The organism is Tardiphaga sp. 862_B3_N4_1, from assembly GCF_051811085.1.
Lineage (GTDB): Bacteria > Pseudomonadota > Alphaproteobacteria > Rhizobiales > Xanthobacteraceae > Tardiphaga > Tardiphaga robiniae.
Genome location: NZ_JBPWQB010000002.1, coordinates 2,772,730 through 2,788,159 on the forward strand (window position 1 = coordinate 2,772,730; position 15,430 = coordinate 2,788,159).

The 15,430-nt window shown below is 60.5% G+C and carries 15 protein-coding genes; 12 read left to right on the forward strand and 3 right to left on the reverse strand.

Features of this window, described 5'->3' with window-relative positions; all coding sequences use genetic code 11:
- Positions 1-40: 40 nt before the first annotated feature.
- On the reverse strand, positions 41-2,236 hold the full coding sequence (locus AB8B02_RS30420) for a TonB-dependent siderophore receptor (protein ID WP_120288529.1): 2,196 nt from the start codon (positions 2,234-2,236) through the stop codon (positions 41-43).
- 331 nt (positions 2,237-2,567) lie between these two features.
- Here AB8B02_RS30420 and AB8B02_RS30425 point away from each other — a divergent pair, with 331 nt between their 5' ends.
- Both AB8B02_RS30425 and AB8B02_RS30430 read left to right on the forward strand, forming a co-directional pair.
- Positions 2,568-3,215 carry a glutathione S-transferase family protein gene (locus tag AB8B02_RS30425; RefSeq protein ID WP_120288530.1) on the forward strand — a complete coding sequence of 216 codons (648 nt, stop codon included), beginning with the start codon at positions 2,568-2,570 and terminating at the stop codon, positions 3,213-3,215.
- 5 nt (positions 3,216-3,220) lie between these two features.
- The gene (locus AB8B02_RS30430) at positions 3,221-3,586 is read left to right on the forward strand and encodes a nuclear transport factor 2 family protein (RefSeq protein WP_120288531.1); all 366 of its coding nucleotides are present in this window, start codon (positions 3,221-3,223) and stop codon (positions 3,584-3,586) included.
- A 47-nt stretch (positions 3,587-3,633) separates the two neighbouring features.
- Here AB8B02_RS30430 and AB8B02_RS30435 read toward each other — a convergent pair whose 3' ends face one another.
- Together AB8B02_RS30435 and AB8B02_RS30440 are read right to left on the reverse strand one after the other, a co-directional pair.
- Positions 3,634-4,395, reverse strand: coding sequence for a pirin family protein (locus AB8B02_RS30435; RefSeq protein WP_120288532.1), 762 nt, complete (start codon positions 4,393-4,395; stop codon positions 3,634-3,636).
- A 136-nt stretch (positions 4,396-4,531) separates the two neighbouring features.
- Entirely contained in the window at positions 4,532-5,125 is a 594-nt protein-coding gene (locus AB8B02_RS30440) for an isochorismatase family protein (protein WP_120288533.1), read from the reverse strand.
- Positions 5,126-5,201: 76 nt separating this feature from the next.
- Here AB8B02_RS30440 and AB8B02_RS30445 point away from each other — a divergent pair, with 76 nt between their 5' ends.
- The 10 genes from AB8B02_RS30445 (at position 5,202) to AB8B02_RS30490 (ending at position 15,346) form a co-directional block, all read left to right on the forward strand.
- Positions 5,202-6,143, forward strand: coding sequence for a LysR substrate-binding domain-containing protein (locus tag AB8B02_RS30445; protein ID WP_439065886.1), 942 nt, complete (start codon positions 5,202-5,204; stop codon positions 6,141-6,143).
- Positions 6,144-6,408: 265 nt separating this feature from the next.
- Positions 6,409-6,825, forward strand: coding sequence for a YciI family protein (locus tag AB8B02_RS30450; protein WP_089261983.1), 417 nt, complete (start codon positions 6,409-6,411; stop codon positions 6,823-6,825).
- A 27-nt stretch (positions 6,826-6,852) separates the two neighbouring features.
- Positions 6,853-7,278 (forward strand): YciI family protein, encoded by a 426-nt coding sequence (locus AB8B02_RS30455; protein ID WP_089261981.1) that lies wholly within the window; start codon positions 6,853-6,855, stop codon positions 7,276-7,278.
- 163 nt (positions 7,279-7,441) lie between these two features.
- Positions 7,442-8,146: a TetR/AcrR family transcriptional regulator gene (locus AB8B02_RS30460; RefSeq protein WP_089261979.1), complete on the forward strand. Its 705-nt coding sequence runs from the start codon at positions 7,442-7,444 to the stop codon at positions 8,144-8,146.
- Positions 8,147-8,253: 107 nt separating this feature from the next.
- Entirely contained in the window at positions 8,254-8,733 is a 480-nt protein-coding gene (locus AB8B02_RS30465; protein WP_089263604.1) for a DUF2852 domain-containing protein, read from the forward strand.
- A 388-nt stretch (positions 8,734-9,121) separates the two neighbouring features.
- On the forward strand, positions 9,122-9,835 hold the full coding sequence (tolQ, locus tag AB8B02_RS30470; RefSeq protein WP_089261977.1) for a protein TolQ: 714 nt from the start codon (positions 9,122-9,124) through the stop codon (positions 9,833-9,835).
- A 37-nt stretch (positions 9,836-9,872) separates the two neighbouring features.
- Entirely contained in the window at positions 9,873-10,346 is a 474-nt protein-coding gene (locus tag AB8B02_RS30475; protein ID WP_120288534.1) for a biopolymer transporter ExbD, read from the forward strand.
- A gap of 52 nt (positions 10,347-10,398) precedes the next feature.
- On the forward strand, positions 10,399-11,430 hold the full coding sequence (tolA, locus tag AB8B02_RS30480; RefSeq protein WP_120289124.1) for a cell envelope integrity protein TolA: 1,032 nt from the start codon (positions 10,399-10,401) through the stop codon (positions 11,428-11,430).
- Positions 11,431-11,506: 76 nt separating this feature from the next.
- Positions 11,507-12,832, forward strand: coding sequence for a Tol-Pal system beta propeller repeat protein TolB (tolB, locus tag AB8B02_RS30485; protein WP_093760005.1), 1,326 nt, complete (start codon positions 11,507-11,509; stop codon positions 12,830-12,832).
- A gap of 186 nt (positions 12,833-13,018) precedes the next feature.
- A complete protein-coding gene (locus AB8B02_RS30490) occupies positions 13,019-15,346 on the forward strand; it encodes a putative bifunctional diguanylate cyclase/phosphodiesterase (protein WP_089261975.1) in 2,328 nt (775 codons plus the stop codon).
- Positions 15,347-15,430 lie beyond the last annotated feature (84 nt).

The window sequence follows — 15,430 nt, forward strand, 5'->3', positions numbered from 1 at the left end:
ACAAGCCCGGCCGCGAACTGGTTGTGGCAGGTCTGACCACTCAGAACCGGTAGGTCGCTGACCCCAACACTGTGCGCCCGATGCCGTAGAAGCAGTCGCCACGCGCGAGGCAGGTGGCGAGGTGCCGTTTGTCGGTGATGTTGCTGGCGTTGACCTGGAAACGCCAAGGGCCTGTCTCGTATTTGATCATGGCGTCGAACAGCGTGTAGTCCGGCGTGCGGAGCGTATCCGTGCCGTCCCAGGACTGGCCGATATAACGCACGCCGCCGCCGAGGGTGACGTCGCGCAGACCCAGCGACGTCAAGCGATAGGTGCCCCACAGCGATGCCTGGTGATCCGGCACGGTTTCCACATGCTTGCCGACATTGTCGCCGCTTTCAACCTTGGCATCGAGATAGGAGTAGCTGCCAATCAGTCTGAGGTCGGGCGTCACCTGGGTGATGACCTCGAGCTCCACGCCACGGATACGCACCTGTCCGGTCTGGATCGAAGCGATGAAACCATTTGCATCGGGCACGGATCCTGAGGCCAGCCGGTTCTTCTCAACTGTGTCGAAAATAGCGCCATTGATCGCGGTGCCCGGGAATGGATTGTACTTGAAACCGACCTCGTAGATCTCGCCGCGCTGCGCCTTGCAGATCTCGGCGCAGACATTGGCGCCGAAGATCGGATTGAACGACTGCGCGTAGGTGACGTAGGGGTTGAAGCCAACAGGCGTTTCATACATCAGGCCCACGCGGCCCGTTGTGGCCTTGGTGTCTTCGTCGGGGCTGCCTGCGACGCGGTTGCTGACATAGTCCTGTCGAACGCCGACCGTGGCGAGCCAGGGGCCGAGCCGCATCTGGTCCTGCGCGTACAGGCCGAGCTGGCTTTGCCGCACCGCGGGGGTGTCGGACAACACAGGCGCCGTAAGACTGGTGTAGACGGGAGCATAGAGATCGAACGGTGTTGGATCAAAGCCACCGCCTGAACGTGTGCGCTGGTTCAGGTCGCGATAATCGAGGCCGAACAGCATCTTGTGTGAAACAGGTCCGGTCAGCAGCTTGAGCTGGACATTGTTGTCCATGGTCAGGCTGTCCTTGGCCACTTCCTGGCTGGAAATGTAGCGCGCCACCGTTCGGTGCTCGGGATCCAGAAACGGATTCGAGGGATTTGAGTAGGAATCCGGGTAGGCCGTCCGATAGATGCCTTCGACATGCGTGAAGCGCAGGTTCTGGGTGATTTTCACGGCATCGTTGAAGCTGTGTTCGAACAGGCTGCTGAAAGCACCGGTCTCGGTCTGGTATTTGTCGTAGCCGGGATAGCTCGCGAAGCGATTCACCGGAATGAAGCCGTTCGGCCCCGCGAACAGCGTGCCTTCATGCGGCAGGAACGCCGTAGAGCTGCCGCTCGTGTCCTTCTGATAGGTGCCGAGCACAGTCCAGCTGGTGTTGTTGGTCGGCCGCCAGGTCAGCGACGGTGCCAGCACGATGCGGTCGTCCTTGGTGAAGTCGGTCTGCATGTTGCTGTCGCGGAAGACGCCGACGAAGCGATACAACCACTCGCCATCCTTGGTCAGCTTGCCGGTCGTATCGATCTGCACCTGCTTGCGGTTGAAGCTGCCAAATTGAACGCCGATCTCGCTCGCCGCTTCCGCCTGCGGGCGCTTCGAGATCAGGTTGATCAGGCCCGCCGTGGACGTGTCGCCGTACAGTACGGACGCCGGTCCGCGCATCACCTCGATGCGCTCGGCCGTATAGGGATCGGGCCGCCATTCGTTGAACCGATAGGCGTCCGCCGCGCGCGTACCGTCGAGATAGATATTGGGGTCCTGACCACGGATGCGCGGATAGTCGCCGCGTGAGTCCACACCGTAGGCGTCGGCGAAGACGCCCGGGATATAGCGCAGGGCATCCTGAACACTCGTCGCGCCCTGATCGGCCATGCGATCGGTCGTGACCACCGTGATCGACTGCGGCGTCTCGCGCAGCGGCGTGTCGGTCTTCATGCCGGTGGTGCTCTGCCCGGCGAGGTAGCCCTGGACCGGACCCGTGCCGGATTCGAAAGCTGCAGCAGCCGGAGCGGCGGTCGCGGCCGGCGCCGTCGGCCCCCGCGCTGCAGTTCGACGGCTGGCGGCGGAGCGCGCCGCCCGCGACCGCTGCGGACCTGCCGGCGTGGCACGAGGTTTGGCCTGCTCGACAACGACGGGCGGAAGCTGGCTCTGCGCCTGCGCCGGAGCTTCGATCGCGAAGGTCATAAGAACTGCGATAGACGCTCCGAAGAGTCGCTGTGAGGTTTGGGAAATGGCCACGCTTACGCTCCTTAGCTAATTTTCAGCTAAGTCGGTAACGCGCGCGTGAAGCGGTGTGAACGGCAAATGGCCATTTCCACAGGTTGCCAGCTTAGTATCGTTCTACTTTTCGAGCTCTGAATATGTCCAAGGCCCGCATGGAAGGATTTTGGCTCCCCTGTCGCGAAAATGGGCCGATACTTGTCGGAACGCGTAGAGCTCATTCGTCCTTGGTCGACGTCATTCGCCAGGCTCATGCAGCGGCGATGTATTTCATCCATCCCGACAGGAGGTTCCCTTGTCCCTCACACTGCATTTCCATCCGCTGTCGTCTTATTGCTGGAAGACGCTGGTCGCGCTGTACGAGAACGACACGCCGTTTACGCCGCATATGGTCAATCTCGGCGACGAAGCCGAGCGCGCGGCGCTGTTGAAACTGTGGCCGATCGGCAAATTCCCCGTGCTGGAAGATGATGAGCGCGGCGCGATCGTGCCGGAGTCCTCCATCGTCATCGAGTTTCTCGACCGGCATTTTCCCGGCCGCACGCGTTTCATCCCCGATGGCGACGCCGGCCTGCAGATGCGGTTACGCGACCGCTTCTATGATCTCTACGTGCACACGCCGACGCAGAAGATCGTCGGCGACCGTCTGGTGCCGGCCGACAAGAAGGATCCGCATGGTGTGGCCATGGCGCGTGCGTTGCTCACCACATCCTACGGCATGATCGACAAGCAGATGGCGACGAACGCGTGGGCGATGGGCGCAGCGTTCACGCTCGCCGACTGCGCCGCGGCTCCGGCGTTGTACTACGCGAACAAGGTGCATCCGTTCGGAGACGCACATCGCAACGTCTCGGCCTATCTCGGCCGGTTGCTGGCGCGTCCATCATTCGCGCGGGTGGTGAAGGAGGCGGAGCCGTACGCGCACATGTTTCCGGAGGAGTGAGCATCATGAGTGCCGACAAGGCGGGGATCATTCGAGACCTGTTTGCAGCCTATCTGCGCAATGACCGCGGGGCCGTCGAAGATGCGTTCACGGACGACTTCACCTTTACGAGCCCGTTCGATGACGGGATCGACAAGCCTACCTATTTCGCCCGCTGCTGGCGTGTCGCCGACTGGATCGCGCAGCATGATCTCGAGCGTATCGCCGTCGATGGCGATACGGCTTTCGTGACCTATCGTTGCGTCGCCAAAGACGGCAAGAGCTTTCGCAACACCGAAGTCTTCGGCTTCGAGGGCGATCTCATCCGGTCGATCGATGTGTATTTCGGCGCGAGTTACAAGAACGGGGTGTTTCAGAAGCAGGCGTCGTAAGGGCGTAATCATACGAGTGCGGATAAGATCCGAACCATCCATTCGGATCAGCCACTGATAGTTCCTCCACGCGAGAACTTAGCGCTCCGATCAACGAGGAAAACAACGAGGTCCGTTTCCTGGACAGCGGTAACATTCATCTCGGCCTGATCCGCGGCAAGCATCAGCGCGGTGTGCGTTCCGACGTCGTGCTGTCCCGCAGATATTCTGCCCTGAAAAACATATAGCCAACGATCAAACCCGGGTTTGGACGGGAGGTCGATACTTCGACCTGCCGATAGATGGGTATCGTACAAATAGATGGCCTGACGTACGAAGGTCGGCGCGCCCGATCCTTTCGGTCCGGTCAGCAACCGCCATTGATCGTTGCGCTTGATTTTATCGAGTTCAACAAATTGAACGATCGGCTCTTCGTCTGCGGCCTCAGGCCGAACGAAAATCTGCAGCATTTCGATCTGGTCGTCTCCGACAACTCGCTCTTCGTGATGAAAGCCGCGGCCTGCGTTCATCACCATCAACCGGTCGGGCGATATAAGTTCGCTCTTTCCGGCGGAGTCGGTGTGCTGCATGCGGCCTGCGCGCATGTAGCTTATGATCTCGTCATTGCGATGCTCGTGCATCCTCACGACGAGGCCGGGTTGCAGCCGGGCGTGGTCGATAACGCCAAGCCCGCCGAAGCCTGCGTCATTTGGCTGTCCCAGAGAGATGCCGGGATGGATTCGACGCAACTGGAATGGCCCTTGCGACCGCACCTGATGGCTTTCGGGCGAGACGACGCCGATCCCTTCGATGGTTGGTACTGAGGTCATGTTTTTTCTCCTTATCGCGTTTTCGAGCGAAGTGGATGCCGGTTCGCGTCAAGAAAACGCGTCAAACAAAAAGCTGGAGCCCGGTTCTGCTTCAATCAGAACCAATGAGGCTCCAGCTTCGGCGGGCGCGACGGCGTTACGGATTGATCGGCGGAAGCACTTCGGTGAACAGCAACTGGATGAGTTTTTGCCCATTGGGCGTTCCCCAGTTCTGAGCGAGCTCGGCGATCATCGTGTTGGTCGCTGTTAAAACAACGCCAGCATCCTGCATGCGCCGGCGGGACATATCCTCGGAGAGCTCGAATGGAGACCCCGAAGCATCCATGACCGCTTGGACGCTGTAGCCTTCGGTCACCGCATCGATCGCTGGGAAGACGAGGCAGACGTCGGTCGTGACACCGGCCATGATCAGATTCTTTCGTCCCGTCGCTTCCACCGCCGCCTTGAAGTTGACGTCGGTCCAGGCATTGACGATGCCTTCGCGCTTGACACGCGCTTTGAAGGCGTCTGGCAGGATCTCCTGCAGCTCCGGCAACAGCGGCCCCTGCAGGCGATCTTCCTGGCTCGACGTCAGGACGGTCGGAATGTTCAGGATGCTCGCTGTTTTCGCCAGTGCCAGCGACATGCGCTTGGCCCGGGCGACGTCGATGTTCTTGATCAACTGCATCGTGCCGATCTGATGATCGATAAGCAGAAGCGCGGAATTTTCCGGGGTGAAGTAATTGGGCATGATCTGACCTCGTTTGGCTCAAAGAGCGTCATTGCTCGTCCATAAGTGTAGAAATGAAACAAAGCCCGCGGCAGACTTGAAAAATGACCTCATCATGTTTCATAAATGGAACATGACAGTCTTCGGAGATTTCGACGGCCTTGCGCTATTCACCCGCATCGTCCAGGCGGGAGGGCTCGCGGCGGCCGAGCGTGCGACGGGCATTCCGAAAGCGACGCTGTCCCGGCGACTGTCGGTGCTGGAAAATACCTTGAACGTCCGACTCGTCCGGCGGACGAAAAAGGGCGTCGTGCTCACAGAGCAGGGGCAGCAACTTTTCGAACGAAGCCGTGCGGCCTTCTCGCTCGCTGAAGAGGCCGTAGCCGAGGTTCAGGACGAGCGCGCAGCCCTGTCGGGCAACATTCGTCTTTCCTTGCCGCCCGATATCGCCACTGCAGTGCTTGCGCCTGCGTTGATCCGGTTCGGAGTCAGACATCCCGATGTCACGATTGAGATAACGCTTGCCGATCGCAGAGTGTCGCTGATTGAGGAAGGATATGATCTGGTGGTTCGGATGGGGCCGGTCGCGGACTCCGAACTCATCTTCAGGAGAATTGCCACCTTGCCGAGAGTGCTGGTCGCGAGTCCGGGCTTTTTATCGGCACACCCCGGTTTGAACGAGCCGCAGGACCTCAGGGAAATTCCCGCGCTTGCGATCCGTCGCGATCTGGTCGAATGGGATCTGCGAAACGACAAAGGCGTGACCGCGACTATCCATCCCAAAATCAGCTTTGCGGCCAACCGGCAGACGATATTGGTGGACGCCGCAATTGCGGGCCTCGGGATTGCCAACCTGCCATTCTTTTTGGTTGAAGCCGCACTGACATCCGGTGCGCTTGTCCGCGTCCTGACAGGTTGGGAGCCATCTCCTGTCGAAATGACGGCGCTGTGGCAAAAGGATAGATTCAGCGGCCGCCTGATAAAGGCAATCGTGACCGAATTCGCAGATGCGCTGAAAGATGATCGGGCGTCGCGCTAGTCGATCATTCGAAATGCTGTTGAGCGATAATTGCGTTTCCGGGAGAGCCACACGGGCGGCCAGTTTTGATCCTGTAATTGTAGAAGCCTGGACCAGGCCGATTGGGCAGCGGCATAGCCCAACTTCGCAGCGGGATTGCCGCTGACCATGGTTGAAGGAAAAAATCCATTGGTCATGACGTCTGAAATAATTTCACCGGTCATGTCGGTCAGGCAAAGAGCCAATCGTCATATTTGCAGTCGAACCTTCCAACGGAGAGAGACCGATGCGTTTCATGGTGATTGTGCATGCGAACAAGGACACCGAAGCCGGCGTGATGCCGACGACGGAACTGCTGACCGCGATGGGCAAGTTCAATGAAGAGATGTGCAATGCCGGCGTGATGCAGGCCGGCGAGGGGCTGCATCCGACCTCAAAGGGCGCGCGCATCGCTTTTACCGGCAGTGAGCCAGTGGTGAAGCAGGGGCCGTTCGATGTGACGCGCGATCTGATAGCGGGCTTCTGGCTGATCGACGTCGCCTCGAAGGACGAGGCGATCGCGTGGATGAAGCGCGCGCCGTTTGCGGCCGGCGACGAGATCGAGATCCGTCAGGTGTTTGCGGCCGAGGATTTCGGCGACGCCCTCACGCCCGAATTGCGCGAGAAGGAAGAGCGTCTGCGCGCGCAAGCCGCGAAGAAATAAGCAAAGAGATCAATAGGGATAGTGACCATGCGATTCATGATGCTGATGATCCCCGGCGGCTATGAGACTGCGGCGCCGGGCACCGTGCCGGAGGATGTCGAGCGCGTCGCCGCGATGATGGCCTATAACAAGGCGCTGATGGATGCCGGTGTGCTGATCACCTGCGATGGACTGCACCCGCCATCGATGGGCGCGCGGGTGTCCTTTCCATCCGGCAAGCCGGTGGTGACCGACGGGCCGTTTGCGGAATCCAAGGAAGTGCTCGGCGGCTACTGGATGATCGACGTCGCCTCGCGCGATGAGGCCATCGCCTGGGCCAGTCGCTGCCCGGCGACGCCCAACGAGGTGATCGAGATCCGCCAGGTGCAGGAAATGGCCGATTATCCGGAGGACGTGCAGGCCGTCGCCTCGGGATTTGAGGAAATGCAGACCACCGCAAAGCGGCTCGGCTGAGGCAAAATCACTGCGACGGGGATGAAACGGTCGTGTCGCAACACGGCCGCATGCCTGCCGCAGGATTTCCGCATGCGGCGGGCGTTGATTTGTTGAGGGAATTTGCGCCGGTCACACCGTTTTGGTGTGACCTTTTGGCCCGGCTCATGTTAAAGCCCTTCACATGAGCTGGCGCAAAGACAGCCGCGGCGAGCGCGGTTATCACCACGGAAATCTGAAGGAGGCCCTGCTGCAGGCAGCGCTGGGGCTGATTGCGGAGAAGGGGCCTGCGGGCTTCACCTTCGCCGATGCCGCGCGCACGGCCGGCGTCAGCGCGGCCGCGCCCTATCGCCATTTCCGCGATCGCGACGACCTCCTCGCCAGCATCGCGCAGCGTGGCTTCGAGCAGTTCGAGCTGGTGCTGACGGCGGCGTGGGACGATGGCCGGCCGAATACGGTCACGGCCTTCGAGCGGATCGGCAAGGCGTATCTCGCTTTCGCCCGCACTGAACCGGCCTTCTATTCGGCGATGTTCGAATCCGGAATCCCCGTAGATTCCAGTCCTGAACTGGCCGCGGCGGGAGAACGTGCCTTCGGTGTGATCCGTGCGGCGGCAGAACGTTTGGCCGCCTTGACGCCGCCCGGTGTGACGCGTCCGCCGGCGATGATGATGGCGCTGCATATCTGGTCGCTGGCGCATGGCGTGGCCTCGCTGTTCGGCCGCGGCGATGCCGCGCGGCGCAAATTGCCGATGTCGCCGGACGACCTGCTGGAGGCCGGTGCGCTGATTTATTTGCGCGGACTGGGCTTTCCAACCGACCAAAACGTCCACAAGTCCGACACATCTACAGCGCCCAAATCGGGTCCTTGGGGAACCGCCCCAAAATAATTCGCGGCGCTCCCCTTGCGGTCGTCTTGACAAAATCCGGCTGTGAGCTAGGTATGTAAATGTTATTTACATTCACAAGCGGCATGGTGCCGCTGATGGAGAGGAAAATGGCCAACGCTGCAGATTACAATCGATGGGGTCCACCCGCCGATGATCGGGTGTCCTACCAGATGCGCTCACCATGGCACATCGTATTGATCGTGCTCGGTTTTATCATCTGGTGGCCGGTTGGCCTCGCACTTCTCTTCTTCACACTCGGGAGCAGAAAAATGGGTTGCTGGGATCGTAACGGCCGTTTCGAGAACAAGATGGAGCGGATGCAGTACAAGATGGAGCGCATGCGCAACCGCATGGAGCGCTCAGGCTTCGGATCGGGCTTCGGCTTCGGCCCGCCGACCTCGGGCAACCGCGCCTTCGACGAATATCGCGTCGAAACCCTGCGCCGCCTCGAGGAAGAACAGCACGAATTCAAGAACTTCCTCGATCGTCTGCGTCACGCCAAGGACAAGGAAGAGTTCGACCAGTTCATGGCGCAACACCGTCCAAAGCCGACCCCGCCATCGGATAACAATCAGCCGCAGGGCTAACAGCCCCAAACTGATAGGCGTCAGGCGGTAGCGCCCCCTTCGCCCGATGCCGACAAAACCGCCCGTCTGATCATTCAGACGGGCGGTTTTGCTTTGTCACGGGCCCTTCACGAACAAGCGAATACCGCTTCATTTCTCGGCCAAAACACGCTTTGGTAACTCCGCATTAACCATGACTGGCGTCTGGTAAAAGCCGCAGAAACGCGTGCAAGCCCTTGTTTTGACATGTTGGCAGGGAATTTAGGGCTCGGCTTCGGACAAGCCCTCCATGCGACACAACAAGAACATTGCACTGGCGTTCCGCGCCGCGCGCGATGCGTGGCCGCGGCACCAGCGATGAGCAAGTCGCTGGCAAATTGAGGATTTTTGCGTTGAGAGGATACCGTTCATGAATCCGGCCGATGTGGCGCAGTCAGCCCTGCCGCTGGCTTCATCCGACGTTTCGCTGATCGCGCTGTTCCTGCAGGCCCACTGGATCGTGAAAGCGGTCATGCTGGGACTGCTGGGCTGTTCGGTGTGGGTCTGGGCGATCGCGATCGACAAGATGTTCCTGTATGCGCGCACACGCCGCGCCATGGACCGGTTCGAGCAGGCCTTCTGGTCCGGCGAGTCCATCGAGGATCTGTACCGCGCGCTGTCCGCCAAGCCGACGCAGTCGATGGCGGCGTGTTTCGTCGCGGCGATGCGCGAGTGGAAGCGGTCTTTCGAAAGCCAGGCGCGCTCCTTCACCGGCTTGCAGATGCGCATCGACAAGGTGATGAACGTCTCCATCGCCCGCGAGGTCGAGCGCCTCGAGCGCCGCCTTCTGGTGCTGGCGACCGTCGGTTCGGCCGGCCCCTTCGTCGGCCTGTTCGGCACCGTCTGGGGCATCATGTCGAGCTTCCAGGCGATTGCCGCCTCGAAGAACACGTCGCTCGCCGTGGTCGCACCTGGTATCGCCGAAGCGCTGTTTGCCACGGCCATCGGCCTTATCGCCGCCATCCCGGCGACTATTTTCTACAACAAATTCACGTCAGAAGTGAACAAACAGGCCCAGCGCCTGGAGGGGTTTGCCGACGAGTTTTCAGCGATCCTGTCGCGCCAGATCGACGAGCGCGTCTGATGGGTGACGAATTGAACCTTGAAGTGAGCACCCTGTCATGGGGATGAATATGGGCTCGGGCGGTGGTAGCGGAGGTCGGCGCGGGCGCCGGCGTGCTGCCGTCATGGCCGAGATCAACGTCACCCCGATGGTCGACGTCATGCTCGTGTTGATGATCATCTTCATGGTGTCGGCGCCGCTGATGACCTCGACCATCGATATCGACCTGCCGATCGCAAGCGGCGGCAAGTCGATATCGCAGAATGCTCCGCCACTCACCGTGTCGGTGAAGCGAACCGGCGGTGGCTGTAATTCGGCAGTCGAAATGTATGTCGGCGACGCCCTGGTGCCGGTGAGTGAGCTCGACGCCAAGATCAAGGCGATCCGGGCGACGCGTTCGGAGACAGACAACACCGTGTTTCTCCGTGGTGACAAGGACGTCTGTTACACGGACATGATGAAATTGCTCGGCACTGTTCGCTCTGCCGGATTCAAGGCCAATATCGTGATCCTGCCGGAGCAGGGGACGTAAGCTCGTGGAACAGCCGGTTGATCTGGGCAGGAGCAGGATTGGAAATCTGATCGTGAAGGTCGACAAGACACTCATCGCATCGGTAGCCCTGCACGTCATCGTGATCGGGTGGGGACTTCTCACGTTCTCTTCCAAGGCATTGGAAGTGATGCCGGAGGATTCCGTCGGGGTCGACATCAGCGTCGAAAGCCAGTCCATGGTCGGTCAAAAGACCGGCAAGAAGGAAAATCCGAAGCCGAAGGTGGAGAAGGTCGCCGAGGCCAAGCCGCCGGTCGAGGATACCGTCGGCAAGATCGACGACAAGAAGCCGCCGGTGATCACCGAGACGGCGCCGAAGGAACAGCCGAAGACTGACGAGAAAGCGGCGGCCGAAGCAGCGAAGGCGGAGGCTGCGGCAAAAGCCGAGGCTGCAGCGAAAGCCGCGGCCGATGCCAAGGCAAAGGCAGAAGCCAAAGCGGCGGCGGTGGCTGACGCCAAGGCAGAGGCTGAAGCGAAGGCCGAGGCTGACGCCAAGGCGCAGACAGAAGCCAAGGCGAAGGCCGAGGCGCAAGCCAAGGCTAAAGCAGAAGCCAAAGCGAAGGCTGAGGCCAAAGCCAAGGCTGACGCCGAAGCGAAAGCCAAGGCCGAAGCACAGGCCAAGGCAGCAGAGGCCAAGAAGGCCGAGCGCGTGTTCGATCAGTCAAAGATCGCGGCGCTGATCGACAAGCGCGATCCGACCCGGAATTCGGTGACGGGGTCCGACCTCAATCCGAACGAGGCTCTGGGTTTGGCGAAAGGCAATGCGAGCAACAACGTCGCCACCTGGGGCGCAATGTTCAAGTCGCAGGTCGAGCGCTGCTGGAAGAAGCCCTATGGCGGCATCGAAGCGCAGATGACCGAGTCGATTTTCAGCGTCAAGCTGAGGCGTGACGGGTCGTTGGAAACGACGCCGGTTGCCATCAGCAATCCATCGACGCCGTATTTCCGCGTCTATCAGGAGAGCGCACTGCGTGCGATCATAGAATGCGCGCCGTATAAACTGCCTACGGCGTTTTTTGACGAGTGGAAGTTTTTCGAACCCGTTTTCACCGAACGACGGTCATGAGCACGTCACTCCTGGTGACGATCACGAATACCGAGCAAAGCCCGCAATAATGACCGACAAGAATGGATTGCCCCCGATGTTGTTTCGCCCAAGTCGCCGACAGATCATCACAGGAATGGCGGCGACCGGTCTGCTGATGGGCACCAGCGCGCGAACCGCCTTCGGGCAGGCGCGCGTGCAGATCACGGAAGGCAATGTCGCGCCGCTGCCGATCGCGATCCCGAACTTCTCCGCCGGCACCGGTGCGGATAACGAAGTCAGCGTCGGCGTCTCCCAGGTCATCACCAACAATCTGAAGCGCAGCGGCCTGTTCGCGCCGATCGATCCGGCGGCCTTCGTCGAGAAGGCCATCAATATTGACGCGCCGCCGAACTTCGTGAACTGGAAGACCGTCAATGCGCAGGCGCTGGTCACTGGCCGCATGACCCGACAGGGCGATGGTCGCCTGAAGGCCGAATTCCGGCTGTGGGACGTCGCCACCGGTCAGCAATTGGCTGGCCAGCAATATTTCACCTCGCCGGAATACTGGCGTCGTATCGCCCACATCATTTCCGACCAGATCTATGAGCGCCTGACCGGCGAGAAAGGCTATTTCGATAGCCGCGTGGTCTTCGTTGACGAAACGGGCTCCAAGGAGCGCCGCGTCAAGCGACTGGCCCTGATGGATCAGGATGGTGCCAATGTGCGTTACCTGACGCGCGGGGCGGATCTGGTGCTGACACCGCGGTTCTCGCCGTCCACGCAAGAGATTACCTATATGGAATTCGGCCAGGGTGATCCCAAGGTCTATCTCTTCAACATCGAGACGGGTCAGCGCGAGGTCGTCGGCAACTTCCCGGGCATGTCGTTCTCGCCGCGCTTCTCGCCGGATGGCCAGCGTGTCATCATGAGCCTGCAGCAGGGCGGCAATTCGAACCTGTTCGTCATGGATCTGCGGTCGAAGTCGACGACGCGCCTGACTGATACGCCGGCGATCGATACCTCGCCGTCCTATTCGCCGGACGGGGCACGGATTTGTTTCGAATCCGATCGCGGCGGCAAACCGCAGATCTATACGATGGCGGCCACCGGCGGCGGTGCCCAGCGCATCTCGTTCGGCGAAGGCAGCTATTCGACCCCGGTCTGGTCGCCGCGCGGCGACTATATCGCCTTCACCAAGCAGGGCGGCGGGCAGTTCTCGATCGGCATCATGAAGCCCGACGGGTCCGGCGAACGGCTGCTGACGTCCGGCTATCATAATGAGGGTCCCACCTTCGCGCCCAATGGCCGCGTGATCATGTTCTTCCGCGATACGGGCGGGGGCCCGTCCCTGTTTACGGTCGACGTTTCGGGTCGTAACGAACTCAAGGTCCCGACGCCCGGCTTCGCGTCCGACCCGGCCTGGTCGCCGTTGCTATCGTAAACAAACGATTGGCGGCGACGGGCGGATTACCGGCTATTCCCGGCAAACTTTGCCCACCGCGCTGAAATCACGAGCAGATTTGCTGTTTATGCGAATGCGTAAACAGTTCGCTAACGATGTTCCCTCAGAAAGACTTCATCAGGACCCGGTACCAATGTGCGCCTGAACAGGACGCATTTACGCCCGATGCAGCTCGCCGACCACAACCGGACGAACAGCAAATCGATGTCGCCGTCGATCTACACGGCGCTCGTCGATTCCTTGTTCGAAAATCCGATTCCGATGCTGGCCGGTGCGGTCTGCGCCGGGACCGGCGCAGTCATGACTGCGGTGAAGACCGGCAACCCTTTGCTGTGGCCATGCGCCGCCCTGATCATCGTCATTGGCGCTTTGCGGGCCCTTCAGCTTAGCCGCTATGAAAAGCGCGAGACCGCGCTGACGCCCGACGAGGCGATCCGCTGGGAATTCAATTACATGGTTGGCGGCTCGCTCTATGCAGCCGCGTTGGGCCTGTGGTGTTGGGTTGTTTTGCTTGGCAGCGATGATCCGGTCGCGCATATGCTGGGTACGGCAGTGACCGTCGCCTATATCGCGGCCGGCGCCGGCCGAACCTATGGCCGTCCGAAGATCGCGCAGTTGCAGGTGCTGCTGGCGTGCGGTCCGATGGCGCTGGCGCTGATTATCCACGGTGACTTCTACTATATCGGCTTTGCGTTTCTGAACGTCCTGTTCTTTGTCGGCCTGCGCCGGATCACGCTTCGTCTACATGACGTCTACGTCAAGGCGCTGCTGGCCACCGAGCGGGTCGGCTCCATCGCCGGCCAGTTCGATACGGCGCTGAACAACATGCCCAACGGCCTGTGCATGTTCGGCGCCGATGGTCGGTTGGCGGTGCTCAACAATCGCTTTACCGCGATGATGGAGATTTCAGAGGATCTCGTGCAACGCGGCGTGACTGCGCGCGAAGTCGTCTCGCTCTGCGTCAATGCGGGGACGGTGTCGTCGGCCAGCGCGATGACCATCATCACCGAGATTGAAAGCTCGAAGGCCGCCGAAATCACGACCCTTGATCATGCCCACGAGAGCGAACGCGCATTGTCGTGGAAGTTTCAGCCGATGGTCGGCGGCGGCACGGTCGTTCTGCTTGAAGACATTACCGAGCGCCGCAATTCCGAAGCGCGTATCAGCCACATGGCGCGTTTCGACGAATTGACGGGGCTGCCGAACCGGGTCAGTTTCCGGAACGAAATCGGCCGCATGCTGAAGAGCTCGGACCAATCCACGCTGTCGGCCCTGCTGTTCGTTGATCTGGATCAGTTCAAGCAGGTCAACGATACGCTTGGTCATCCATGCGGCGATCAGCTGTTGTGCATGGTCGCCGATCGGCTGCGCGAAATGTTGCGCGCGGACGACTTCGTGGCCCGTTTTGGCGGTGACGAATTTGTCGTGTTCCAACGTGCCATCAAGACAAATCATGATGCAGCCGATCTGGCGCGTCGCATCGTCGAACGGCTTAGTGAGCGCTACGAGGTCGACAATCATCAGGTCGAGATCGGCGCCAGCGTCGGCATCGCCTTGACGGAACCCGATGTCAGCGCTGACAACCTTTTGAAGAACGCCGATATGGCGTTGTATCGTGCGAAGGCCTCAGGCCGTGGCACCTTCTGCTTCTTCCGCGACGAGATGGCCCAGACGGTCGAGGCGCGCCGCGTGCTCGAACTGGATCTGCGCCAGGCGCTCGCCAATGAAGAATTCGAGATTTACTACCAGCCGCTGGTCAATCTGAAGTCGGGACGCATCTCGACCTGCGAAGCGCTGCTGCGCTGGAATCATCCTGTCCGCGGCACTGTTTCGCCGGTCGATATCATTCCCGTCGCAGAAGACATGGGCCTGATCGTCGATCTTGGCCGCTGGATTTTGCGCAAGGCCTGTATCGAATGCATGAAGTGGCCGGACGCGGTCAGCGTCGCCGTCAACTTCTCGTCACAGCAGTTTCATCAGCGCGATGTGTTGAGCGAGGTACGCTACGCCCTCGATGTGTCCGGGCTGCCGGCGCGTCGTCTCGAGATCGAGATCACCGAATCGTCCCTGCTGCGTAATACGCAGTGGACCCACGATGCCCTCGCGCAGCTTCACGCAGCAGGTTGCCGGATTTCGCTCGACGATTTCGGTACGGGCTATTCGAGCCTGAGCTATCTGCACAATTTCCCGCTGCAGAAAGTGAAGATCGATCGCTCATTCCTCGAAGGGATCGATACGGACCGTCCGTTGACGCTGCTGCGCGGCGTCGCGCGCCTCAGTGCCGATCTGGGAATGACGGTTGTCGTCGAAGGCATCGAGACCAACGAGCAACTTGAGCTGATCAGTGCCGACGGCACGATCAGCGAGGCCCAGGGTTATCTGTTCAGCCGCCCGGTGCCTGCGACCCGGATCAGGCAGCTCCTGGACGCGTCCCACGGACGTCGCGTGATCGAGCCCGGCGCCAATGTAGAGGCCACGCGCGCGCCGGCCTGACCAGCCGCGGGCCACACTCTCGAATTTCCATTTCCATTCGTTTCGCACGCCGAATAGGCCAAAAGGGTTAACCACATTGTGGCA

Coding starts and splice junctions, on each gene's coding strand:
- AB8B02_RS30420 (WP_120288529.1), bottom strand. CDS start 2,236: ATGACCTTCGCGATCGAAGCTCCGGCGCAGGCGCAGAGCCAGCTTCCG.
- AB8B02_RS30430 (WP_120288531.1), top strand. CDS start 3,221: ATGAGTGCCGACAAGGCGGGGATCATTCGAGACCTGTTTGCAGCCTAT.
- AB8B02_RS30435 (WP_120288532.1), bottom strand. CDS start 4,395: ATGACCTCAGTACCAACCATCGAAGGGATCGGCGTCGTCTCGCCCGAA.
- AB8B02_RS30440 (WP_120288533.1), bottom strand. CDS start 5,125: ATGCCCAATTACTTCACCCCGGAAAATTCCGCGCTTCTGCTTATCGAT.
- AB8B02_RS30450 (WP_089261983.1), top strand. CDS start 6,409: ATGCGTTTCATGGTGATTGTGCATGCGAACAAGGACACCGAAGCCGGC.
- AB8B02_RS30455 (WP_089261981.1), top strand. CDS start 6,853: ATGCGATTCATGATGCTGATGATCCCCGGCGGCTATGAGACTGCGGCG.
- AB8B02_RS30460 (WP_089261979.1), top strand. CDS start 7,442: ATGAGCTGGCGCAAAGACAGCCGCGGCGAGCGCGGTTATCACCACGGA.
- AB8B02_RS30465 (WP_089263604.1), top strand. CDS start 8,254: ATGGCCAACGCTGCAGATTACAATCGATGGGGTCCACCCGCCGATGAT.
- tolQ (WP_089261977.1), top strand. CDS start 9,122: ATGAATCCGGCCGATGTGGCGCAGTCAGCCCTGCCGCTGGCTTCATCC.
- AB8B02_RS30475 (WP_120288534.1), top strand. CDS start 9,873: ATGGGGATGAATATGGGCTCGGGCGGTGGTAGCGGAGGTCGGCGCGGG.
- tolB (WP_093760005.1), top strand. CDS start 11,507: ATGTTGTTTCGCCCAAGTCGCCGACAGATCATCACAGGAATGGCGGCG.
- AB8B02_RS30490 (WP_089261975.1), top strand. CDS start 13,019: ATGCAGCTCGCCGACCACAACCGGACGAACAGCAAATCGATGTCGCCG.